This window comes from Fusicatenibacter faecihominis (assembly GCF_020686945.1).
Lineage (GTDB): Bacteria > Bacillota > Clostridia > Lachnospirales > Lachnospiraceae > Limivivens > Limivivens faecihominis.
The window spans coordinates 18,714-40,064 of the sequence record NZ_JAJEPR010000008.1 but is presented as its reverse complement, the minus strand read 5'-3'; the positions used below and the strand labels follow the sequence as shown (position 1 = coordinate 40,064).

The window sequence follows — 21,351 nt, the reverse complement described above, 5'->3', positions numbered from 1 at the left end:
CTGTTTTTCATTTTTTATGATACCAAAATGCCAGTGTGCGGTATCCTTTGCTTTCCATATCATGATGCCGTACACCCATCCGATAAAGAAAAAGTGCCACCCGGAAAAATCCGGATGGCACTGAAAGTACTTTTATGAATATTAGTTGGTGATAACAAGCTCGGTCTCTTTGTCGAAGACATGAATCTTCTCAGCATCCAGAGCAAATTTAACAGTATCACCGGTTCTAGCAGTTGTACGCGGATCTACACGGGCAGTTACGTTAGCACCCTCTACATCGAAGTACAGGAATACTTCTGCACCAAGCAGCTCGTATACACGGATGGTGGACTCGATAACAGTCTCAGGAGACTTCTTCAGCCACTCGTCAGAATCATGTACATCCTCAGGACGGATACCAAGAATAACGGTCTTTCCGTTGTAGCCGCCATCGATGAGTTTCTTAGCTTTTGCCGGAGCAAGTTTGATGGAATGGTTGCCTACCTGAAGAGCAACGTCGTTGCCGCTTACTTTAACGGTAGCATCCAGGAAGTTCATCTGCGGAGAACCGATGAATCCAGCTACGAACAGGTTGCACGGATTGTTGTAAAGGTTCTGCGGGGAATCTACCTGCTGAACAACACCATCTTTCATAACTACGATTCTGGTACCAAGGGTCATAGCCTCTGTCTGGTCATGTGTAACGTAGATGATGGTTGCGCCCAGTCTCTGATGCAGTTTGGAGATCTCAATACGCATCTGTACACGAAGTTTTGCATCCAGGTTTGACAGCGGCTCGTCCATCAGGAATACCTTAGGATCACGAACGATTGCACGTCCCATAGCAACTCGCTGTCTCTGACCACCGGACAGAGCCTTCGGTTTACGATCAAGCAGTTTCTCCAGGTCAAGGATCTTAGCTGCCTCTTTTACCATTTTGTCGATCTGGTCCTTCGGAACTTTTCTCAGTTTCAGACCAAATGCCATGTTATCATATACGGTCATATGCGGATACAGAGCGTAGTTCTGGAATACCATTGCGATATCTCTGTCTTTCGGCTCTACATCGTTTACGACTCTGTCACCGATCTTAAGGGTACCACTGGTGATCTCCTCAAGACCTGCGATCATACGAAGGGTGGTAGATTTACCACATCCGGAAGGTCCTACAAAGATGATAAACTCTTTATCTTCAATTTCCAGGTTAAAGTCTTTTACTGCTTCAAAACCATTCGGGTAAGTTTTGTTGATGTGCTGCAGTGATAAGCTAGCCATTTCTTCATCCTCCTAATTCATAAAAGTAACTTGCAGTTCCTCTCTGTTAGTAACTACAACGTTTACTGACTGAGAATAGTATACTAAATTATGTCCGTTCCTTCCATACCCGAAACCACCAAAGTTTGTCCGGCGACTTTGTGAGTTCTGCCAGTCTCATTAAGGAATTTTTAAGTTTCTGGGCAATGTGACGAAGATTTTTTGTTTTTTATATACAATTTAACCAGCAAGTATAAATTTTAATACTGCAACAAACAAAAGCGCTCATTTACGCTGTCTTCCGTACGGAGACGCTTTAGATACGCCCCTTGTATTTTTCAGTTCCATCCTGTATACTAATACCGCAAATATTGAGAGACGGTAACAGACACCGCAGCACCAGAAGGACTTGATTATGAATTACATCGTTTTTGACCTGGAATGGAACCAGTGCCCCGGAGGAAAAGAAAAAGAGAATAAGAAGCTTCCCTTTGAGATCATTCAGATCGGAGCCGTCAAACTGGACGACCAGTGGGAAGAATTCGGACAGTTTCAGGAAAAGATCCGGCCCAGGGTCTACCACAGCTTCCACCGCCATACCCAGGAAGTCCTGCATATGGATATGAAGGCTTTCCGCAAGGCCCGGCCTTTTTATGAGGTGATTCCTTCCTTTCTGGAATGGTGCGGCCCCATGGAGGACGCCGTTTTCTGTTCCTGGGGTCCTCAGGATCTTCTCGAGCTTCAGCGGAACATGCGCTTTTACCATATAAAAAATCCCTTCCCGTTTCCCCTCTATTACCTGGATATCCAGAAGATTTTCAGTCTCCAGAGGGAGGACGGCCGTTCCCGGAAAAATCTCCAGTCCGTCGTCGATGCCCTGGAGCTTCCCAAGGATCAGCCCTTCCATGAAGCGCTGGGAGACGCCTCCTATACCGCCGGAATCCTTCAGACTCTGGATAAAGAACAGGCTCTCAAATACTTTTCCGTGGACTACTACCGCACGCCCCAGAGCCGGAAGGAAGAGTTTCAAATCCGCTATGAGACCTATCAGAAATTCGTCTCCAAACCTTTCCGCACCAAGACCGATGCCATGCGGGACCGGAAGGTGGCCGCCACCCGCTGCTATATCTGCGGGAAGCCCGCCCGGAAAAAGATCCGCTGGTTCACCGGAAATTCCAAAAATTATTACTGCCTGGCCCGCTGCGAGGAACACGGCTGGCTCAAGGGAAAAAACCGCATGAAAAAAACGGAAAACGGAGATTTTTTCTGCGTAAAGACCTTAAAGCTCGTCTCCGATGCGGAGGCCGAGACCATCATACAGAAAAAAGAAGCCCTGAAACAAAAACAGAAACGCTGCAGAAAAGAGGAATGAGCCTCTGTCCGCAGCGTTTTTTTACATTCGTTTGAAATTTTCCGTCAATTCTTCCATTTCCGTCAGAAGACAATCCACCCTGCCGAAAAAGGCATCGTTTTTTCCCGAGTCTCCCAAGGACTCTCTGATCTCCTCCAGCGTGTTCTCCAAAAGCAGGATCCGCTTCTTCCCATTGTCGTCCTTTCCCAGAAGGAAACGGCTCCGCTGATCGTCCTTTACCGTCCGTTTCGGCTTCTCGCCGATATAGCGGTAGGTGATGGAGGGCGACGCATGATTGAAAAGATTCTGGAGATAAAAAATATCCCCCGTCGCTTTATAGTAATTCCAGGCGAAGGTCTTTCGCATCGTGCTGCTTCCCACAGGCGGCAGCCCCAGCTCCTCTCCCACCCGCTTCATCACCCGGCAGGCGTGTTCCTTGGAAAGAGGCCCCTTCGATCCGTTCCTCCCCGGAAAAAGCCAGGCCTTCGGGTCTTTTCCCTCCGTATAAACGAGGATTTCCCGCTGAAGATTCTCAGGGATCTTGAAAATCCGGCGGATAGTTTTCTTTCCGATGTTCAGCTCCAGGACTTCCTTTTCCCAGACATCTTCGTTCCGAAGTCCCAGAATATCCGGCATCTTCAACCCGGTGCCAAGACCGATCTCGAACAAAACGTAATACTTTTCACCGGCCGCTTTCAGGCCATTCTCAAATTTCTGCAGAGTCTCTTTGTCCTTGATCGGTGACACCCAGCTCATAACTCATTTCCTCCTACTTCTGGTCTTCCTCCTGGGACACCGGTTCTTCTTCCACATGCATTTCTCTGGCCTCTTCCACGGCCTGCTGCCGTTCCAGACGGTCTTTTTCGATCTCTGCCCGGAGCTCTGCCTCGATCTCGCTCACGGGCTTGCTGTCGATGCTCTTCTCAATACGGATTCGTTCTTCCCGCTCTTTTTTCCGCTGCTTTCGGATCTTCTGGGCTTTGGAATTTCTGGCCCAGGCGATTCCCAGGATCGGAATAAGGATAAGCAGGAGGATCAGTCCCACAACTGCCGCCATGATGTCATGCTCGTTGATCCAGTCGATGAGCCAGAGGATCTTATCTTTCAGCCAGGTAAACTTCTCCGGAAGAGTCCTGAAAAATTCTCCGATGGCTTTTCCGGCAGTTTTTCCAAAGGCCGTTGTCTTTCTCACAGCCATCTGGACCATGCCTTTGACACCGGGCTCGGTCTCCTCGATGATCTCCGTGTAATTCACGGGAACCGTACTGGGGGTGGGCACATCGAAGGAAAAGGAATTGTAGGAAAGGGAGGTGTTTCCCACCTGCCAGCCATTATAGCTGTAAATCAATCCGCCGGAACCGTCGCCCTTTCGCTCCACAGCGGAAGCCTCCGCCGTCTTCGGAATTGTCACCGTCACTTCGCTCGGACCGCTCACCAGAGTTTCATCCATCGTCTCCGTACGAAGAGCTGAAAGCTCGCCTAAGTTGTCCATTCCGATGAGCTGGGACCGGGTCACGGTGCTCTCGTTGGCAGGTACGGTCACATTCTGGAAGTTTTCAAAGGCATAATCCAGCATGGCGTGGCTCTCACTGTAAGCCTTGTCTTTTCCATTTACATGAAGCTCCACACAAATCAGCGTGCGGCCATCCTTCTTTGCATAGCTTACAAGCGTATTCAGGGCATCGCTCGTAAAACCGGTCTTTCCTCCAAAACAGCCTTCGTAATAATACTCCGCATCCTTCTGGATCATCTGGTTGTGATTGTACCAGTAACGCTCCTCATCTACCTTGTTGGTCTTCGGACAGGTATAATTGGTTGTTCCGGCAATCTTCTGGAAGGTCGGATGCTTCAGGGCCGCCTGCGTGATCAGTGCCATATCTCTCGCACAGGTATAATGCTCTTCGTTCTGAAGTCCATGCGGATTCGTAAAATGCGTGTTGACACAGCCAAGCTCCGCTGCTTTCGCATTCATCAGATCCGCAAAGCCACTGATACTGCCGCCGACTGTTTCCGCAATACCGTTTGCAACATCGTTTGCAGATTCCAGCATCAGTCCGTAGAGCGCCCGGCGCATACTTAAAACTTCACCTACCTGGATGCCTACATGGCTGCTGCCTTCCTCCAGATTATAAACTGCGTTTTCTGAAAATCGGATCTTACTGTCCAGCTTCCCGCTTTCGATCGCTACCAGTGCCGTCATGATCTTGGTAATACTGGCCGGGTACTCTTTCCTGTCCATATTTTTGCTGTACAGAAAAGCTCCCGTGTCCGCATCCATGACCACTGCGGCCTCCGCCTCGATCTGGGGCCCCCCGGGCCAGCCGGAGATCTCATTGGATTCCACAGTCCAGTAATAGGATTCCGGGATGTACTCGGTCTCTTCTCCACTGTCCTCTGCTGTATCCTCCCCCGTATCGTCATAAGTTTCCGTATATTCTGAATCTTCCGCTGCAAGGGACGGGCACACCGGCACAGCCGCGGAAAGAATCAGGGCTGCCGCCAGCGTGCGGATCAGCCATAGTTTTTTCTTCCTCATTCTTCTTTCTCCATGTTCTGCGGCTCCTGCCTGTCAAAAGACGTCCGGAAAACCGCATCGCCAGTTTCTGTTTCTCTCGCATCATTATATTATAGAGGTTCTTTTTTTTCAAGGACTGATTCTCTGCCGTCAGGCTCACATAAAAAAGACAGCCTCAACGATTCCAGAAGCTTTTCTCCATGAGAAAATTTTCTGAAAACCCTGAAACTGTCTTATGATCACCTAGTACAGTGAAAATCAAGTATCTGCTATATTGACGCAGGGTGATTTCTTCATATGCAAGGCGGAGGAATGAGGCGTAGCGGTGGCTACGTCGATTGACGACAACGCAGCAGATGAAAAATCAGACAAGTCAATATGGCGGTTACTTAATATTCACTGTACTAACGTTGCTTACGATCTTATAATAAATCCTTGCAGTGACGGTATAGACAAGGAAATAGACCAGAGCAAAAACGGCTACCGTAAGACCGATGCACAGGCTGAAAAGTTTTATATTGTAGGCTGAAAACAGTGCCATCATCTTCACCAGAACTTTGAAGGCCATTGCCATATGAAGGCCTGCTGCCCCAAGAGGCAGGAAAAATACCAGCAGCACCTGCGTCCGGATGGTTTTTTTCACCTCAGCCTGGCTAAGGCCAATGTCCTGCATAATGACAAAACGTTTCCGGTCATCGTAGCCTTCCGTTACCTGTTTATAATAAATGATGAGTACGGTTGCCAGAAGAAAAATCAGACCGAGGAAAAATCCGATAAAAAGAATCGTTCCATACTCCTGAAAGAGATATTCTTCTTCCTCCGTCCGGTTCTGGAACGTGGAAATATAGGCCCACTCCGACGCTTTCTCTGTTTCCCAGGAACTGCGGAGCTTCTCCAGAAACTCTTCTGCCGGTTCCTGCTTACCGGAAATATCAAAGTACCAGTTCCAGCCCAGGAAGTACATTGCACCCGGACCTTCTCCCTCCTCAAGACCATAATATGTTTCAAAATTCTTCCCGAGACTTTCCGTCAGCTTTTCCATTTCCTCTATTCCCGGAAGGAGCACCTGCACCCGTTTTTTTATTCCGCTGTACCGGCTGGCAACGGCAGTTTCCACAGGCTCCTCCAGCCGTTTTCCCTTTATGGAATAGTCCCCGAAAAGCAGTGTTTCTCCCGGTATCAGTCCCTCTTCCGACTCATAGAAGGCTGCCACGTCATCCGGAATCTCTATTTTCTTCCCGGTATTCGCTTCATAATCCTCCCGGAGCAGGTACTGGACATACACCAGGTTTTCGTAATCGTTCGTATCTGCCAGGTCGCCCATTTCTGCCTCATAACCATCTTTTCCCTTTCGGTATACCATATTGCATCTGGTATAAGACAGCATATTTTCCACTCTGGAGCCATTCTCCTCCATCTGTGCCTCCACAAGCTTCTTCACATCTGAGGTTGTATCCTGATATGTTTCCGGCTTCAGGTCTTCCGAATAATGCATCTGCAGAAAATATTCTCTCGGATATTCTTGCCGGACCCCTTCACCCACACCGCTGAAAATACAAAGGCTCGCCCCGATGGTGACCATGACCATTGTGGAAAGGATACAGATCCCGGCCAGTCCTGCCGCATTCTGCTTCATCCGGTAAAGCATGCCGGAAACAGAAATAAAACTGGATGGACGGTAATAAAAACACTCCCTCTTTTTCATCCATTTCAGCAATGCAATGCTTCCTGCCATAAAAAGTCCATAGGTACCAATGATGACCAGAAGAGCCGCTGCAAAAAACCACAGCATGGCTTCCATGGGACTTTCTACTTTCTGTGCGATCACATACCCGCCGGTCAGAGCAGCCACACCGATCAGGGCTGCCAGACCATGAACCTTCGGTTCCCTCTCTCCCTGACTCTCACTTTTGAGAAGCTCGACCGGTCTGGTCCGGATGACAGCGACGATATCATACAAAAGCACCAGACAAAACAAAATGCCAAACAGGGTCAGAGTCTCTGTTACGGCTCCGCGCGGGATCACCATCGTAAGATCTGCCTCCATCCGGATCATTTTATAAAAGATCAGAAAAAACAGCTGAGAAAACAAAGCTCCTCCGGAAATCCCAAAAACCAGGCTGAAAACAGCTACCAGAAGGATCTCAACGCTCATCAGTCTGACCAGATGACGTTTTTCCATTCCAAGAACATTGTAGAGGCCAAATTCCTTTTTTCTCTGTTTCATAACGAAACTGTTCACATAGAAAAGAATGACCAGAGAAAAAATACCCGTTATCGGTGTACTGATCCCCAAAAGAGAACTCATCATTCTTTTCCCTTTCATACCGGAAATATCCACCATATCACAGAGAGAACCCTGAATGTAAAAAAGTGCCGTCATGACAGAGGCCGCCAGAAGATACGGAAGATAGATATTCCTGTTTTTCCGGATATTTCCCCAGGCCATTTTCAGATAAAAACCCTTATTCATGACTGTTTCCTCCTGTTGTGAGCAGTGTCAGTGTATCTGAGATCTTCTGATACATCGCCTCTCTTTGAAGTTCACCACGATAGATCTGATGAAACACAGTGCCGTCTTTGATAAAAAGTACCCGGCCTGCATGACTGGCCGCCTTGATGCTGTGCGTCACCATAAGAATCGTCTGCCCCTTCCGGTTGATCTCTTCAAAAACAGCCAGAAGACTGTCTGTAGAACGGGAATCCAGCGCCCCTGTCGGTTCATCTGCGAGGATCAGATCCGGCTTCGTGATAAGAGCTCTGGCCACCGCTGCCCTCTGTTTCTGGCCACCGGAAACCTCATAGGGATATTTTTCCAGGATCCCGGAGATCCCAAGCATCTCTGCCAGAGGCGTCAGTCTCTTTTTCATCTCCGCCACCGGCGTTTTTGCAAGCACCAGCGGAAGAAAAATATTGTCTTTTATGGAAAAGGTATCCAGAAGGTTAAAATCCTGGAAAACAAAGCCAAGCTTTTCCCGCCTCCAGGCAGCAAGCCTGGATTCCGGGATTGCCGAAAGCCTGGTCCCGTTCAAAAGAACCTCTCCGCTGCTTGGTCTGTCCAGCGATGCCAGAATGTTAAGGAGTGTGGTTTTTCCGGAACCGGATTCTCCCATGATCGCCACATACTCTCCCTTTTCCACGGAAAAATTCACATCGGTAAGCGCCTGTACCCTGGCGCCTCCCAGACGGGTCGTATATATTTTTTTCAGATGATGTACTTCCAGAACTGCCATTGAAATGCCTCCTAATATGATGATCTTGTTTTTTGCCCGCAGCTGCTGCCTGCGGATTGCTCACTGCAAATATAGTATAAAAAAAGAAGAAATGCTCTGCCATGGTTTTTGCTTACATTTCTTCTTCCATTTCTTACATCTGCGTAAGAAAAGCCTTTGCCAATGTCCGGCATCCGGCCTCTTTTCACTCTGCCTCCAGTTCTGTCCTCCGAAGATCCAGAAACACCTCCGTTCCCTCTCCCAGAACGGAGCGGATCTCCATTTTGTTTCCCAGCATCTCCATCACCTGCTTCACCAGTGCCAGACCAACCCCAGTGGAACGCTTGTCCAGGCGGCCGTTGTAGCCCGTATAGCCCCATTCAAAAATCCTCGGAAGATCCTCCGGGCGGATTCCGATCCCCGTATCGCGGAGCACGAGCAGCCCATTCTCTTTCCCGATCCGGACACTGCCGCCCTCCTTTGTATATTTGGAAGCATTGGTCAGAAGCTGTTCCAGCACAAAGACCAGCCATTTTTCATCAGTCAGCACCTCACCCGACAGATCACCTGCTGAAAACGAGATATGCTTGTGTATCAGAAGCGGGCTGACCTTTTTCACTGCCTGCATCACTACCGGCCGGAGTTCATACCTCTGAATCACCAGATCATTGCCGTCTCCTTCCATCCGCTGATAAGAAAGTGCCATCTCCACATACTGACTGGTTTTCAGAAGCTCCCTCTTCAGTGCCCGGACATCTGCCGGTTCCTCCTGAAGCAAAAGTTCCATCGCTGCAATGGGCGTTTTGATCTGATGGCTCCAGCGCGTATAGTATTCCCTGGACCGTACAAGCTTCTCCCTGCTTTCTTTCTGCTCTCTCTGACAACGTTTTTCCTGATCCTGAATGATTTCCTGATAGATTTTCTCCAATGGTGTCTCCGCTTTCGGAAGATCTGCGGTTTCAAGAGACTGTTCTGCCTGCCTTTTCAGGATCAGCAGCTGCCGTCTTTTCCTTTCCCATCTGAAAAATCCTGCCATCAGAAATCCCAGTGTCACAACTGCTGTCACCAGGCAGGTATAACCGGCCGGTCCCCAGGGCAGCCCGTAAAGACCATAGATCAGGCAGAGAGACCCCTCAAAAAACAGCAGAAAAAAGAGAAGCTGGCGTTTCTCTCTTAAAAAATCACACAGTTCTTTCATAAATATAAAAAATCCTTTCTAAGACAGACCGTACCTTTACGGTTCCATGATCAGATACCCCACACCTTTTCTGGTAGAGATCAGTTCTTCCACTCCGATCTGTTTCAATCTCTGCCGAAGCCTGGCAACATTTACCGTCAGAGTGTTTTCATCAATAAATTCCTCCGTATCCCAGAGTGCCTGGATCAGGTCTTCTCTCGGCACCACATTTCCTTTTTTCTTCATGAGAATTTCCAGGATTTTATATTCGTTTCTGGAAAGCTCCAGTTTTTCTTCCCCAAAGGAAACCACTCCATCCCCAAGGTTCAGGGTGACTCCCCGACAGTTCAACGTATTCAGATCTCTTCCGAAATCGTACGTTCTCCTGATAATAGCCTGGATCTTTGCCAGCACCACTTCAAACTTAAAGGGTTTGGCAATAAAATCATCTGCTCCCATATTGATGGCCATGATAAGATTCATATCGTCCGATGCCGAAGAAAGAAAAAGCACCGGTACCCGGCTGATCTTCCGGATCTCCGTACACCAGTAATAGCCATTGAAAAAAGGGAGCGACAGATCCATCAGCACCAGCTGGGGCTGAAATTCCCGAAATTCTTCCATCACCCGGTCAAAATCCTGCACAGCCCGGACAAGATATCCCCATTTTTCCAGCTGACGGGACAAGATATCCACAATGGTGGCATCGTCTTCCACAAGCATGATCCGATACATATCATTTACCTCCTCTTGATCTGACACCATTCTATCATCTTTTTTTAAATTTGGTATTTTTTTCTGAAAAGGACGAAAGCGTTCATACTGGTATGGTTATTTTTTTCAGAATTGGCTATTTAAATCCATCCACTTACAGTATAAGATAGCGATAACATTCCAGTAGATGGAAAACAAAGAAAAGAGGAGAAGCTTATGAACAGTAAATCACACGATCAAATCCAGAAATTAGCCCTGACGGCACTTTTCGCCGCTCTGTGCTATGTTATCTTTACCTTCCTGCAGATCAAGATCCCCATGCCCGGCGGAGATGCCACTTCCCTGCATCTTGGAAATGCCTTCTGTGTTCTGGCCGCACTGCTTCTCGGAGGCGGTTATGGCGGACTGGCCGGAGCTGTCGGCATGACAATCGCCGACCTGATGGATCCGGTTTATATCACCGGAGCTCCCAAGACGTTTGTCCTGAAGTTCTGCATCGGTCTGATCACCGGTCTGGTTGCCCACAAGATTGCTCACATTAGTGAGAGCACGGACAAAAAATACATCTTCAAATGGAGCCTGATCTCCTCCATCGCAGGTCTTGGCTTCAATGTCATCTTCGATCCGCTGGTTGGTTACTTCTACAAACAGTACATCTTAGGCCAGCCCCAGGAGATGGCTTCCGTTCTTGCCAAATGGAGCACCGCTACTACTTTTGTAAATGCCGTTGCTTCCACCATCCTGGTCGTTATCCTTTATAATGCCCTTCTTCCGGCCCTTAAAAAATCCGGACTGAAAATTTCCAGTCCGGCGTGGTGATGTGAAGCGGATTTCACGAAATCCGGTGAAAGATTGAGAATCCGATTAACAACCCTATAAAAACTTCCCGGACGAATAAGATATCAAACCTTATTCGTCCGGGAAGTTTTACTTTGTTATTTTTTCGATATTCCACATTGCTTCCAAAAGTTTTCTGGAAGCATTTACCGATGAAATTACATCATGCCAGTTCATTGTGCTGATTGCATTCATGTATTCCTGAGAAACTTCACGGTTAGGAATCGATGCCGTATGTCTTTCACTGTTATACGTCAGATAACCTAAATGAATCAGCAGCGTCAGAACATCATCCCTTGTCGCAAAGGTCGTCATATCATTCATACCATGCTTTCGCTTCCTGAAAACTCATATGATATTCATCGCAAAGTGATTTTACTTCCTGCTCTGTAAAGCCAAAATATTCCGATAAATCTCCGGGATTTGTCATGGAATACCCCGTAAACATATTTAAATTATGTTTATTTCTATTATATGATTGCAAAACCATCAAATTAAAAGGCTGACCACAAATCAGTCAGCCTTTTACAGAACCTACCATTACACCTTTTACAAAATATTTCTGTACAAACGGATATGCCACCAGGATGGGCAGCGTTGTGATTACGATGGTTGCGGCACGGATGGCCTGGGATGGCGGTACCACATCCAGGGAGTTGTATGCTTCTGCGCCCAGGTCTCCGATACTGGAAGCCGCCGTGATGATATTCCGGAGGATGTTCTGCATGGGGAGCAGAGCCGTGGTGTTGATGTAGAGCATGGCATCAAACCAGGCGTTCCAGTGGCTTACTGCATAGAAAAGGCCGATCGTTGCGATGGAAGCTTTGGAAAGCGGAAGCACAATCTTTACCAGGACCTGTGCATCATTTGCTCCATCGATAACAGCCGCCTCCTCCAGGCTCTTGGGAATCCCGTAGAAGAAATTTCTCATGATCAGAAGGTTCCAGGTATTGATCAAGCAGGGAAGAACCATAGCCCAGCGGGAATCAATAAGGCCTACACCTTTGACCAGAATGAATGTCGGAATCATTCCACCGGAAAACAACATGGTAAAAAATACAAAGCCTGTCAGAAAAGTCCTTCCTTTTAAACCTTCTCTGGAAAGTCCATAGGACAGTGTGATCGTAAAGACCAGGTTCAGCGCAGTTCCGATCACCACGCGGAACAGGGTGTTTCCATAAGCTCTCGCGATATTTTTTCCACTGGCGAGGAGCATTTTGTAAGCGGAAAAATCAAATTTTTCAGGAATGATGATAAACGTTCCTCTTCTGGCGATCTCCGCCTCACTCACAAAAGAAGTCATAACTACGGTAAATACCGGAACGATGACCAGTACCATGAACAGGCACATCACGATCACATCTACGATCTGAAAAATTGTTTCCCCTGATAATTTTTTCTTTTTCACCAGATGCCCTCCTGTCCTAATTTTTTCGTGATCTTATTTGTTCCGAGAACAAGAATCAGAGAAATCACGGAGGTAAACAGATTTACCGCTGTCGCAAAGGAGTAATTCTGATTTACCACGCCTTCCCGGTATACATAAGTGCTGATAACGTCCGCTGTGGAGTAAACCTGCGGAGAATAGAGAAGCAGGACTTTTTCATAGCCCAGATTCAGGATATTTCCCACTTTGAGGATCAGCATGATTGTGATAACCGGCATGATTCCCGGAATCGTTATATGCCACATTCTCTTGAGAACGCCTGCACCGTCCACCATGGCAGCCTCATAGAGCTCCTGGTCGATGGCGGCCATCGCTGCGATAAATACGATGCTGTCCCAGCCGACGCTCTGCCAGACTTCTGAAACTGTGTAAATTGTCCGGAAATATTCCGGCATTCCGAGAAACGGCATCGCCTCTCCGCCGAAAAATTTCACAATCGCATTGACCAGCCCACCGTCCACAGACACCAGGGTTCGGATCATTCCGCAGACGATAACAGTGGAAAGGAAATGCGGCAGATAAGATACAGTCTGAACCGTTTTCTGGAAAATTTTACATTTCAGTTCATTGATAAAAAGTGCCAGAATAATGGCTATCGGAAAGCTCCATACCAGAGTGTAAATACTCAGCAGGAGAGTATTTTTCATCAGTCGGAAGAAATAAGGGGACTGGAAAAATTTAATGAAATGTTTGAATCCTACCCAGTTTGAAGTAAAGATTCCTTCGATTCCCCAGAACGGTTTATAGTCTTCAAAAGCAATAACAATTCCCAGCATGGGAAAATAGCGGAATACCAGATACCAGATCAGGCCTGGCAGCATTAACAGATAAATAAAACGGTCTTTCTTCAGGTAATAAAACAAGTTTTTCTTTTTTTTCATATCAGGTCTCCTTTAGTTATACAGGCGGCTGGTTGCCCGGCCGCCCGCTCACTCATAACATTACGCTTAGCTTTCTTTCTGCTCCTGATACTGTCTGGTATACTCATTGATGTAATCCTGTAATCCTATTCCATCGCACTCTTCCAGGAACTGATCCCAGGTATCGAAAGATCTTGTGCCGTTTACAAATTTGATCAGCTCTTCGTCTTTGTAGGTATTCAGGTCATTCAGCATGGGGATATTCTCTGCCAGAGCGTCGGTATCCCAGTTGATATCCCCTTCGATTCCCGGATCCAGAGTTGCATCGAAATCGTCCAGATGCTCCTGAAGCCAGAAGTTGTGCATGAGCTGATATCCTTCCTCATCATATTCAGAGGTCTGTACTTCAAGCGGCAGGCCTAAAGATACCAGGAAATCTCTTGCGTAGGTGGGACCGCCCTCGATGGGGATGATATTTTTGTTCTCTTCAGCGTTTTCTACATCCGGATTATATTTCCAGTATTCGCCTTCCGGACCGTAAGCTTCTGTTGTGTAATTTTCCCACTGGAAGGACCATTCCACAAATTTCATAACTGCTTCCGGATTCTTGCACTTGCTGCTGATCACCAGACCGCTGGTTCCGCCCAGGGCCTTCGTCTGAATCAGGCTTCCGTTATCGCCGGTGATACCTGCTTCGTTGATGCTCCATACATAAGGCTTCTCTTCTGTACGCTCATAGTTTCCAAGATTCTCTCTTAAAGTCGGCTCTGTCAGGGTGATTCTGGAATACCAGGCGCAGGTAGCTCCTACGGCTCCTTTGGAAATATAGGAACGGATGGTGTCAGCATCCATGGTAAAGCACTCTTTGTGGATGATGCCGTCGGTGTACCACTGATTCAGCTGTTTCAGGAAATCCACATAGCCGTCAGCGATCCATTCCGGTTTCACCTTATTATCTGTTTCATCCAGCCACTTGCCGTTTCCACTCTTCACAAAACCGCCCAGCAGAACGGATTCCGCAGTATTGAGGACCTCTGTGGAACCGCCTTTTTCCAGGATCAGAGGGATTGTCTCGCCGTTTCCATAGGGATCCAGCTCTTTGATCTTATAGAGATACTCATTCAGCTCTGCCATGGTCGTGGGCATTTCCATTCCGGTGAGCTCCAGCCAGTCATTGCGTACAAATACCTGATACGGGGTGGTGTTGGTTCCACGGGGGATTGCCCAAATGGTTCCGTCAGTGTCTGTTACTCTGTCCCAGGATCCCCAGGGCTCCCAGAGATCGTACAGCTCTTTTGCTTCCGGCGCCTGAATGTAGTCAGTCAGCGGAAGGATGATGCCGTCTTTCGCATAATCTCTCCAGTCTCCCCACCAGGCATCGATCTGATCGCCGCCTGCCAGCAGAAGGTTGAGTTTTTCGGTCTGTGCGCCTGCATCGGAGGGAGGCATGATGATTTCAACTTTCACTCCGGTCTGCTCCAGAATGTAATCCTGCATTTTCTGGTAAATGGAGCTGTCACTTCCTGCCTCTGCTCCGGCTACGGAGAAAGCGCCTGAGTTATTGTAAATGACGATGGTGGGAACGTCCTCATCCGCAGATACGCTGATTCCTCCGCCAAGTACACCAAGGGCCATAACTCCTGCCAGCAAAGCTGACCATTCTCTTCTTCTCTTCATTTGTTGTTCCTCCTTTTTTTATTTTTACAGAAGCACTTTTTTCAGCAAAAGCTCCTGTATCGTTCCGTTCACTGTTTGCTCATAAAGGATATACGCCGCATTTTCGTGGATCGCCAGATCCGCATAACCGCCGCAGGGATCGATCTCCTCCAGAGCCTCCCAGGTGCGGGCATCGTCGTTGCTTCTATATAAAGTCAGATGAATCCGCGGTGCGTAAAAAATATTCATATCATGGTTCGCACAGTTTACAAAATAAAGCGTGCCATCTTCACTTTCCATACTTCCACAGCAGGTCGGATCCGGAAGCTGTGTCTCGCTCCAGACAGTCTCGAGTTTCGTCGGAACTGCCTGGGTGATTCCCATGACCCGACAGCGCTCAAACCGTTCATTCCGGAAATTGAATAAAAGCTTTCCGCTCGCCATTTCCGCCACCGTCGTCTCGTTGGCATTTTCCACACCTCTTGTGAAAAAGCCGGGAAGCCAGGTTTTTCCGTGGTCCTCGCTATAGATACAGCCGGCTACTGACGGGAAATGGTCCCGTACCAATTTGCCTTTTCTCTCATGAACTTTCCCCATGGCCAGCCAGATCGGTACTACCAGAAGTCCGGCTTTCGTCAGGATACCGTGGCCCGGGCCTGTCGCGCATACGTTCCATTCCCATGGAATATTTCGTAAAGTTTCTGTGATCTCTACCGGCTCCCGGAAGGTCTCGCCTTCATCCTCGCTGACGGTATACCAGGTTTTTTCATAATCCTGGCAGAAAATGAGATGCACCAGGTTTCCGTCGGAAATCAGCACCGGATTGTTCCATGTGATCCGCTCCTCCGGAGGAACCGTTCCTTTTATATACTGAGGTTCGCCGAAACTTTTTCCATCATCCGTACTTCTCCGGACGGTGATATGGCACTCCGCCCAGTCATTTCCCGTCTCTTTCCGGGATTCCCAGGCCGTCAGGACGGTTCCTCTGTCCGTCACCGCAATGGCCGGAATCCGGTATTCCTCATAGCCGCCGATACCGGCTTTTTCCAAAATCGTTGTCGTCTCTGTCATCAATCCAGATCACCAATCCCGTCTAATAACTGTTTCTGCGCTTCTGTTATGGGTGAGAAGGGGGAACGGCAGTCGCCACAGACAATTCCTTTGCGGCCCAGCAGATATTTCACCGCCGTGATATCTCTCACCTGAAGCAGAGCGTCGATAATTCTGCAGGCTTCATGCTGGATTTTTTCCGCCTCTTCCTGGCGGCCTTCGTGATAGGCATTCCAGATTCGTTTGAATTTTTTCAGCATGAAGTTGTAAGTGCTTCCGATGGCTCCGTTCACTCCTACCGGAAGGGAATACAGGAAAGATTCATCCTGACCGAACATTACGGTCATTTCCGGATAGCGGGTGCGGATGCGTTCGAGCTCGTAGAGATTGGAATCGGTATATTTGATGCCCTCCACCCGGCAGCTCTTTTTAATCTCGCCCAGGTTGTCGGCATTGATGATCACGCCGGAATACCTGGGAATGTTGTAAACCATCACCGGAAGGGTTGTCGCATCGGAGATCGCCGTATAGTAACGAACCAGCTCTTCCAGCTTGAAATTGTAATAGAAAGGCGGAACGCTGGAGACTGCGGTGGCTCCTGCCCTTTCTGCTTCTTTTGCAAGCTTTGCAGCCTGAGCGGCACCGATCATTCCCACATGGGTCACAATGGGAACCCGTCCGTTCACGGTCTCTGCCACCGTCGCTGTGATTTTGATTCTCTCCTCCTCGCTCAGAAGAAAGCACTCACCGGTACTTCCTGTCACATAGAAACCGTCGGCTCCATCCTCCAGAAGCACTTCCACCAGCTTTTTCAGCATTTCATAGTTGACTTTTCCTTCCCCGTCATATGGCGTTACCAATGCCGGGACGATACCACCTAGTTTCATCTCCTTTTTCCTTTCCAGCCTCTTACGGCTTATCAAATTTTTTCTGTACGGCTGCTCTCTCTTATCTTCAGTTCCGGGATGATCCATTTGGCAGCTTCCTCTTTCACTCCGCCTTCCAGGGCTTCCATCATCATCCGGATCGCCTCTTTTCCCATCTCCTTGGAACGGGAAGAAACGGACGAAAGCGGAACCGGCAGAATATTGCAGATGCTGCTGTCGTTATATCCCACAACCTTTACATCTTTTCCGGGTACCAGCCCTTTTTCCTGCAAAACGCTGTACAGGACCGTCGCCATCATATCGTCAAAGCAGTGAACCCCATCCGGAATCTTTTCCCCAGAAAAAATCACCTGCAACTTTTCTTTCAGTGCGTCGCCCTCGTAATTTCCCAGAAGAACCGGCCCCTCCTCCACTTCTTCCTGACAGTCCAGCAGTGCTGTCTTGAAGCCGTTGTAACGGCTGATGGAGGTAGAATATTTTCTCTGTGAAAGATAAGAAAGCCGCCTGCAGCCCCCTTCGATGAGATGCTTTGTCGCCATATAGGCTCCGTAATGATTGTTGGTCCCCACAAAAGGAGCGTTCAGTCCGTCGATACTGCGGTTACAGAGCACAAAAGGAATCTTTTTCTTTTTCAGAAGATCCAGGGTTTCAAAGCTCATCTCCGAGTTAATAATTGGAATGATGATACAGCCGTCGGCTCCCATCTCGATCATCTGGTAAACGTTCCTCTTCTGTTTCTCCGGAATGCTCTCACTGCTTAAAAGCACCACATTGATGTGATTCGCTGTGGCGTAATCCTCAATTCCGGAAATAAACTGTGGATAAACATCGCCCATCAGAGAAGGCAGGATCACGCCGATGTTGACATTCCTGCTGAACCGGCCTGTCACATAAGTGCCGCTTCCCTTCACCGAATTTAGATACCCCTCCTGCTCCAGTTCCGTGATCGCCTTGTCAATCGTGTTCCTGGCCACCTGATACTTCCTGCTCAAAAAATTTCTGGAAGGTATCCTGCTCCCCTCTTTGCTGCTCAAAATCAACTTTTTTATTTCCAACTTAACTTCCTGATACCGTAAGGCCATTCTCTTCTCCCATTTAATCAAATCTCCTAAAAAGGCAAAATTTATGCATATTTTTCACATATATTTTCTTTTTTAAACCTTATTTTTTGTTTATTTTTCCGTTATCGTTATTTTATCATCTTAAGTTTTACATTGTCAATATGTTCAGATTTTATTAGTCATCTTTTTAAAATCATCCTATTATTTATGTATTTCAATCTATTTTTAACTATATTTTTCCAACAAAAAAAGAGATACCTCTCTCAAAGAAGCATCTCTCACTCACTCTCTATCTCCCCACCGCTGCGTCCCAGTCTGACGTACGCCCCTTATTTTCTAAAGCGGGCCCAGATGGGGGAGTTTGAGGGGGCCTGCGGGCTCGCGACTCAGAGCGGGCCCCCTCAAAATTATTATTTTACCTTGGAAATGATCAATTCTTTCATCTGGCCCGGATTGCACTTTCCTTTCATCTCTTTCATGATCTGACCGACCAGAAAGCCAAGTACTTTCTCCTCGCCGTTCTTATATTTCTCTACAGCATCCGCATTAGCTGCCAGGATCTTATCCACTACAGCCTCCGCCTCCCCGGCAGACTGGGAAATTTTCAGACCGTGGGCCTCGATATAAGCCATCGGCTCCACATCTTCATCAAAGATCTTCTCAAAGACCTCCTTCGCGCCCTGGTTGTTCACTTCGCCTTTTTCCACAGAAGCGATAAGGGCTGCCAGATGCTCCGGTGAAAACTCAACCTCTTCTTCCTCCAGTCCTCTCTCTTTCAGCAGACGAAGCGTCTCACCCAAGAACCAGTTTGCCGCTTTCTTGGGATTGCCGCAAAGATCCGCCGTCTTCTCAAAAAGCTCTGCCAGATGGCGGGACTGGGTTAGCTGGCTGGCATCGTACTCGGAAAGGCCATAATCCTTCTGGTAGCGGGCCGCTTTTTCCGGCTGCATCTCGGGCTGGGCTTTTTTCACCCGGCTGATCCACTCGTCGTCGATGTAGACGGAGGGCAGATCCGGATCCGGGAAATAACGATAATCCTTGGCATCCTCCTTGGAACGCATTGCGTATGAATACTCTTTGTTGTCGTCCCAGCGGCGGGTCTCCTGAACCACGCTCTTTCCTTCCTCCAGAAGCTCGATCTGACGGGCGCGCTCGCCGTCGATGGCACGGGCGATGGCTTTGAAGGAGTTCAGGTTTTTCATCTCGGTACGGGTGCCAAGCTTATCGCTGCCCACTTCCCTCACGGAGAGGTTTACGTCGGCACGCATGGAACCTTCCTGAAGCTTACAGTCTGATACGCCAAGATACTGGCAGATCATCCGGAGCTTCTCCAGGTAAGCGATAACCTCCTCGGCAGAACGCATATCCGGCTCGGAAACGATCTCCACCAGCGGAACGCCGCTTCGGTTGTAGTCCACCAGGGAGCAGTCCTCCCACTCGTCATGGATCAGTTTACCGGCATCCTCCTCCATGTGCATCTCGTGAATGCGGATCTTTTTCTGGCCCACGGAAGTGTCCACCATCAGCCAGCCGTCGTGGCAAATGGGCACATAAAGCTGAGAAATCTGGTAGTTCTGAGGGTTATCCGGATAGAAATAGTTTTTCCGGTCAAAACGGCAGTGCTGGTTGATACCGCAGTTTGCCGCAAGGCCAAGAGCCAGTGCATATTCCACCACCTGTTTGTTGAGAACCGGAAGGCTTCCGGGCATTCCCGTGCAGACCGGGCAGGTGTGGGTGTTGGGCGCACCTCCGAATTTTGTGGAGCATCCGCAGAAAATCTTTGTGGCTGAGGCCAGCTCTACATGGACCTCAAGACCGATGACTGTCTCATACTGTTTCTCCATCATGCTCCCTCCTTTCCATGCTTTTTCTCCGTTTTTGCCTGAAAGGCCATGGGGAAACTTCCGCGAAGCTTCTCAAGACCATAAGCCGCATTCAGAAGTTTTTTCTCGCTGAAGCAGTTTCCTACGAGCTGCAGACCTACGGGCAGGCCTTTGGAATCCATCGCCACAGGAACGCTGATGCCCGGAAGGCCGGCCAGGTTTACCGCCGTGGTATAAATATCGCTGAGATACATTTTCAGGGGGTCCTGAAGACTCTTTCCGATCTCAGGAGCCGTGGTCGGGGAAGCTGGAGCCAGGATCATATCATATTTGTAAAAAGCCTCGTCAAAGGATTTCTTGATCAGGGCCTTTGCACGGAGAGCTTTCAGATAATAAGCGTCGTAATAACCGGAGCTTAAAACAAAAGAGCCCAGAAGAATACGGCGTTTTACCTCCTCGCCGAAGCCTTCCGCACGGGTCTTTTTGTACATGTCGTGAAGGCCGTCGGCCTCCGGGGTGCGGTAGCCGTATTTGACGCCGTCAAACCGGGCCAGGTTGGAGCTGGCCTCCGCAGAGGCGATGATATAGTAGGCAGGGATCACATAGTCCACCATACCCAGCTGGAAAAATTCGACAATCGCGCCGTTTCTGCTCAGGAGGTGAATCGTGTCCACCATGGCTTTTTTCACATCCGGATCGAGGTTTTCTGCGAGATCCAGATATTCCTTTGGCACACCGATGCGGACACCATGAAGGTCGCCTCTCAGAGAATCCAGAAACTGTTCCGGCTTCCTTTCCATGGATGTAGAATCTTTTGGATCGTAGCCCATGAGCACATCCAGAAGAGCCGCGCAGTCCGCCGTATCTCTTGCCACCGGTCCGATCTGATCCAGAGAGGAGGCATAGGCAATCAGGCCATAACGGGAAACGGTTCCGTAGGTGGGTTTGATGCCCGTAACGCCGCAGTAAGCGGAGGGCTGACGGATGGAACCGCCGGTGTCGGAACCCAGGGCCGCAAAGGCTTCTCCTGCCGCTACAGCCGCACAGGAACCACCTGAAGAACCGCCGGGTACATGGTTGGTATTCCAGGGGTTATGGGTGATGCCAAAGGCGGAAGTCTCTGTGGTGCTTCCCATGGCGAACTCATCCATGTTTGTTTTTCCAATGACGATCATGCCTGCCTCGTTGAGCTTTTCTACAGCAGAGGCATTGTAGGGCGGAACGAAGTTTCCAAGAATCTTTGAAGCGCAGGTGGTTTTCTGACCCTTCGTGCAGATGTTGTCTTTGACTGCAATGGGCACGCCTGCCAGCGGGCCTCTGTAGCGGCCGGCCTTGATGCCTTCCTCAACTTCTTTTACCCGCGCGTATACTTTTTTCTCATCCACATCCAGAAAAGCGTGGATCTTCGGCTCCTGTCTGTCGATCTGGTCAAGGGAGGCTTTTACGGCTTCTCTCACGCTGATCTCCTTCTGCCGGATCTTTTTCCCCAGTGAAAGGGCTGTGTTTTCCAAAATATCCATATCGGTCC

General features: G+C 48.7%; 18 protein-coding genes. 2 read left to right on the top strand and 16 right to left on the bottom strand.

Annotated features, from left to right (window positions below; all coding sequences use genetic code 11):
- Positions 1-141: 141 nt before the first annotated feature.
- Complete coding sequence (locus LKD71_RS06620; protein WP_227614816.1) at positions 142-1,254, bottom strand: ABC transporter ATP-binding protein; 1,113 nt, start codon at positions 1,252-1,254, stop codon at positions 142-144.
- 394 nt (positions 1,255-1,648) lie between these two features.
- Between LKD71_RS06620 and LKD71_RS06615 the strand changes: the two genes are divergently transcribed.
- The gene (locus LKD71_RS06615; protein ID WP_227614815.1) at positions 1,649-2,605 is read left to right on the top strand and encodes a 3'-5' exonuclease; all 957 of its coding nucleotides are present in this window, start codon (positions 1,649-1,651) and stop codon (positions 2,603-2,605) included.
- Positions 2,606-2,626: 21 nt separating this feature from the next.
- Here LKD71_RS06615 and LKD71_RS06610 read toward each other — a convergent pair whose 3' ends face one another.
- The 6 genes from LKD71_RS06610 to LKD71_RS06585 all read right to left on the bottom strand — a co-directional run bounded on the left by LKD71_RS06610 (position 2,627) and on the right by LKD71_RS06585 (position 10,223).
- Positions 2,627-3,340 carry a tyrosine-type recombinase/integrase gene (locus LKD71_RS06610; RefSeq protein WP_227614814.1) on the bottom strand — a complete coding sequence of 238 codons (714 nt, stop codon included), beginning with the start codon at positions 3,338-3,340 and terminating at the stop codon, positions 2,627-2,629.
- 13 nt (positions 3,341-3,353) lie between these two features.
- Entirely contained in the window at positions 3,354-5,120 is a 1,767-nt protein-coding gene (locus LKD71_RS06605; RefSeq protein WP_227614813.1) for a D-alanyl-D-alanine carboxypeptidase, read from the bottom strand.
- Between the two features lie 364 nt (positions 5,121-5,484).
- Positions 5,485-7,572 (bottom strand): ABC transporter permease, encoded by a 2,088-nt coding sequence (locus tag LKD71_RS06600; protein ID WP_227614812.1) that lies wholly within the window; start codon positions 7,570-7,572, stop codon positions 5,485-5,487.
- Positions 7,565-8,332 (bottom strand): ABC transporter ATP-binding protein, encoded by a 768-nt coding sequence (locus tag LKD71_RS06595; RefSeq protein WP_178046067.1) that lies wholly within the window; start codon positions 8,330-8,332, stop codon positions 7,565-7,567. Before LKD71_RS06595 ends, LKD71_RS06600 begins: the two co-directional genes overlap by 8 nt.
- Before the next feature lie 184 nt (positions 8,333-8,516).
- Positions 8,517-9,509, bottom strand: a complete 993-nt coding sequence (locus LKD71_RS06590) for a sensor histidine kinase (protein ID WP_227614811.1) — start codon at positions 9,507-9,509, stop codon at positions 8,517-8,519.
- A gap of 36 nt (positions 9,510-9,545) precedes the next feature.
- Complete coding sequence (locus LKD71_RS06585) at positions 9,546-10,223, bottom strand: response regulator transcription factor (RefSeq protein ID WP_227614810.1); 678 nt, start codon at positions 10,221-10,223, stop codon at positions 9,546-9,548.
- A 195-nt stretch (positions 10,224-10,418) separates the two neighbouring features.
- Here LKD71_RS06585 and LKD71_RS06580 point away from each other — a divergent pair, with 195 nt between their 5' ends.
- The gene (locus tag LKD71_RS06580) at positions 10,419-11,021 is read left to right on the top strand and encodes an ECF transporter S component (RefSeq protein ID WP_227614809.1); all 603 of its coding nucleotides are present in this window, start codon (positions 10,419-10,421) and stop codon (positions 11,019-11,021) included.
- Positions 11,022-11,129: 108 nt separating this feature from the next.
- Here LKD71_RS06580 and LKD71_RS18310 read toward each other — a convergent pair whose 3' ends face one another.
- The 9 genes from LKD71_RS18310 to gatA all read right to left on the bottom strand — a co-directional run bounded on the left by LKD71_RS18310 (position 11,130) and on the right by gatA (position 21,343).
- On the bottom strand, positions 11,130-11,363 hold the full coding sequence (locus tag LKD71_RS18310; protein WP_331466404.1) for a hypothetical protein: 234 nt from the start codon (positions 11,361-11,363) through the stop codon (positions 11,130-11,132).
- A gap of 193 nt (positions 11,364-11,556) precedes the next feature.
- Positions 11,557-12,447 (bottom strand): carbohydrate ABC transporter permease, encoded by an 891-nt coding sequence (locus LKD71_RS06570; RefSeq protein WP_227614808.1) that lies wholly within the window; start codon positions 12,445-12,447, stop codon positions 11,557-11,559.
- On the bottom strand, positions 12,444-13,367 hold the full coding sequence (locus LKD71_RS06565) for an ABC transporter permease (RefSeq protein WP_227614807.1): 924 nt from the start codon (positions 13,365-13,367) through the stop codon (positions 12,444-12,446). The genes LKD71_RS06570 and LKD71_RS06565 overlap by 4 nt, the downstream gene beginning before the upstream one ends.
- 66 nt (positions 13,368-13,433) lie before the next feature.
- A complete protein-coding gene (locus tag LKD71_RS06560) occupies positions 13,434-15,023 on the bottom strand; it encodes an extracellular solute-binding protein (protein WP_227614806.1) in 1,590 nt (529 codons plus the stop codon).
- Between the two features lie 24 nt (positions 15,024-15,047).
- Positions 15,048-16,073: a sialidase family protein gene (locus LKD71_RS06555; RefSeq protein ID WP_227614805.1), complete on the bottom strand. Its 1,026-nt coding sequence runs from the start codon at positions 16,071-16,073 to the stop codon at positions 15,048-15,050.
- Positions 16,073-16,939, bottom strand: coding sequence for an N-acetylneuraminate lyase (locus LKD71_RS06550; RefSeq protein WP_227614804.1), 867 nt, complete (start codon positions 16,937-16,939; stop codon positions 16,073-16,075). Before LKD71_RS06550 ends, LKD71_RS06555 begins: the two co-directional genes overlap by 1 nt.
- Before the next feature lie 32 nt (positions 16,940-16,971).
- Positions 16,972-18,021 (bottom strand): GntR family transcriptional regulator, encoded by a 1,050-nt coding sequence (locus LKD71_RS06545; RefSeq protein ID WP_227614803.1) that lies wholly within the window; start codon positions 18,019-18,021, stop codon positions 16,972-16,974.
- A gap of 389 nt (positions 18,022-18,410) precedes the next feature.
- Positions 18,411-19,844 carry an Asp-tRNA(Asn)/Glu-tRNA(Gln) amidotransferase subunit GatB gene (gene gatB / locus LKD71_RS06540; RefSeq protein ID WP_227614890.1) on the bottom strand — a complete coding sequence of 478 codons (1,434 nt, stop codon included), beginning with the start codon at positions 19,842-19,844 and terminating at the stop codon, positions 18,411-18,413.
- Positions 19,844-21,343: an Asp-tRNA(Asn)/Glu-tRNA(Gln) amidotransferase subunit GatA gene (gatA, locus tag LKD71_RS06535; protein ID WP_227614802.1), complete on the bottom strand. Its 1,500-nt coding sequence runs from the start codon at positions 21,341-21,343 to the stop codon at positions 19,844-19,846. The genes gatB and gatA overlap by 1 nt, the downstream gene beginning before the upstream one ends.
- Positions 21,344-21,351 lie beyond the last annotated feature (8 nt).

Excerpts from the sequence above, each read along its gene's own strand:
- LKD71_RS06555 (WP_227614805.1), bottom strand. The coding sequence starts at position 16,073 with ATGACAGAGACGACAACGATTTTGGAAAAAGCCGGTATCGGCGGCTAT.
- LKD71_RS06565 (WP_227614807.1), bottom strand. The coding sequence starts at position 13,367 with ATGAAAAAAAAGAAAAACTTGTTTTATTACCTGAAGAAAGACCGTTTT.
- LKD71_RS18310 (WP_331466404.1), bottom strand. The coding sequence starts at position 11,363 with ATGAATGATATGACGACCTTTGCGACAAGGGATGATGTTCTGACGCTG.
- LKD71_RS06545 (WP_227614803.1), bottom strand. The coding sequence starts at position 18,021 with ATGGCCTTACGGTATCAGGAAGTTAAGTTGGAAATAAAAAAGTTGATT.
- LKD71_RS06600 (WP_227614812.1), bottom strand. The coding sequence starts at position 7,572 with ATGAATAAGGGTTTTTATCTGAAAATGGCCTGGGGAAATATCCGGAAA.
- LKD71_RS06605 (WP_227614813.1), bottom strand. The coding sequence starts at position 5,120 with ATGAGGAAGAAAAAACTATGGCTGATCCGCACGCTGGCGGCAGCCCTG.
- gatB (WP_227614890.1), bottom strand. The coding sequence starts at position 19,844 with ATGGAGAAACAGTATGAGACAGTCATCGGTCTTGAGGTCCATGTAGAG.
- LKD71_RS06620 (WP_227614816.1), bottom strand. The coding sequence starts at position 1,254 with ATGGCTAGCTTATCACTGCAGCACATCAACAAAACTTACCCGAATGGT.
- LKD71_RS06615 (WP_227614815.1), top strand. The coding sequence starts at position 1,649 with ATGAATTACATCGTTTTTGACCTGGAATGGAACCAGTGCCCCGGAGGA.
- LKD71_RS06610 (WP_227614814.1), bottom strand. The coding sequence starts at position 3,340 with ATGAGCTGGGTGTCACCGATCAAGGACAAAGAGACTCTGCAGAAATTT.
- LKD71_RS06590 (WP_227614811.1), bottom strand. The coding sequence starts at position 9,509 with ATGAAAGAACTGTGTGATTTTTTAAGAGAGAAACGCCAGCTTCTCTTT.
- LKD71_RS06585 (WP_227614810.1), bottom strand. The coding sequence starts at position 10,223 with ATGTATCGGATCATGCTTGTGGAAGACGATGCCACCATTGTGGATATC.
- LKD71_RS06550 (WP_227614804.1), bottom strand. The coding sequence starts at position 16,939 with ATGAAACTAGGTGGTATCGTCCCGGCATTGGTAACGCCATATGACGGG.
- LKD71_RS06595 (WP_178046067.1), bottom strand. The coding sequence starts at position 8,332 with ATGGCAGTTCTGGAAGTACATCATCTGAAAAAAATATATACGACCCGT.
- LKD71_RS06580 (WP_227614809.1), top strand. The coding sequence starts at position 10,419 with ATGAACAGTAAATCACACGATCAAATCCAGAAATTAGCCCTGACGGCA.
- LKD71_RS06560 (WP_227614806.1), bottom strand. The coding sequence starts at position 15,023 with ATGAAGAGAAGAAGAGAATGGTCAGCTTTGCTGGCAGGAGTTATGGCC.
- gatA (WP_227614802.1), bottom strand. The coding sequence starts at position 21,343 with ATGGATATTTTGGAAAACACAGCCCTTTCACTGGGGAAAAAGATCCGG.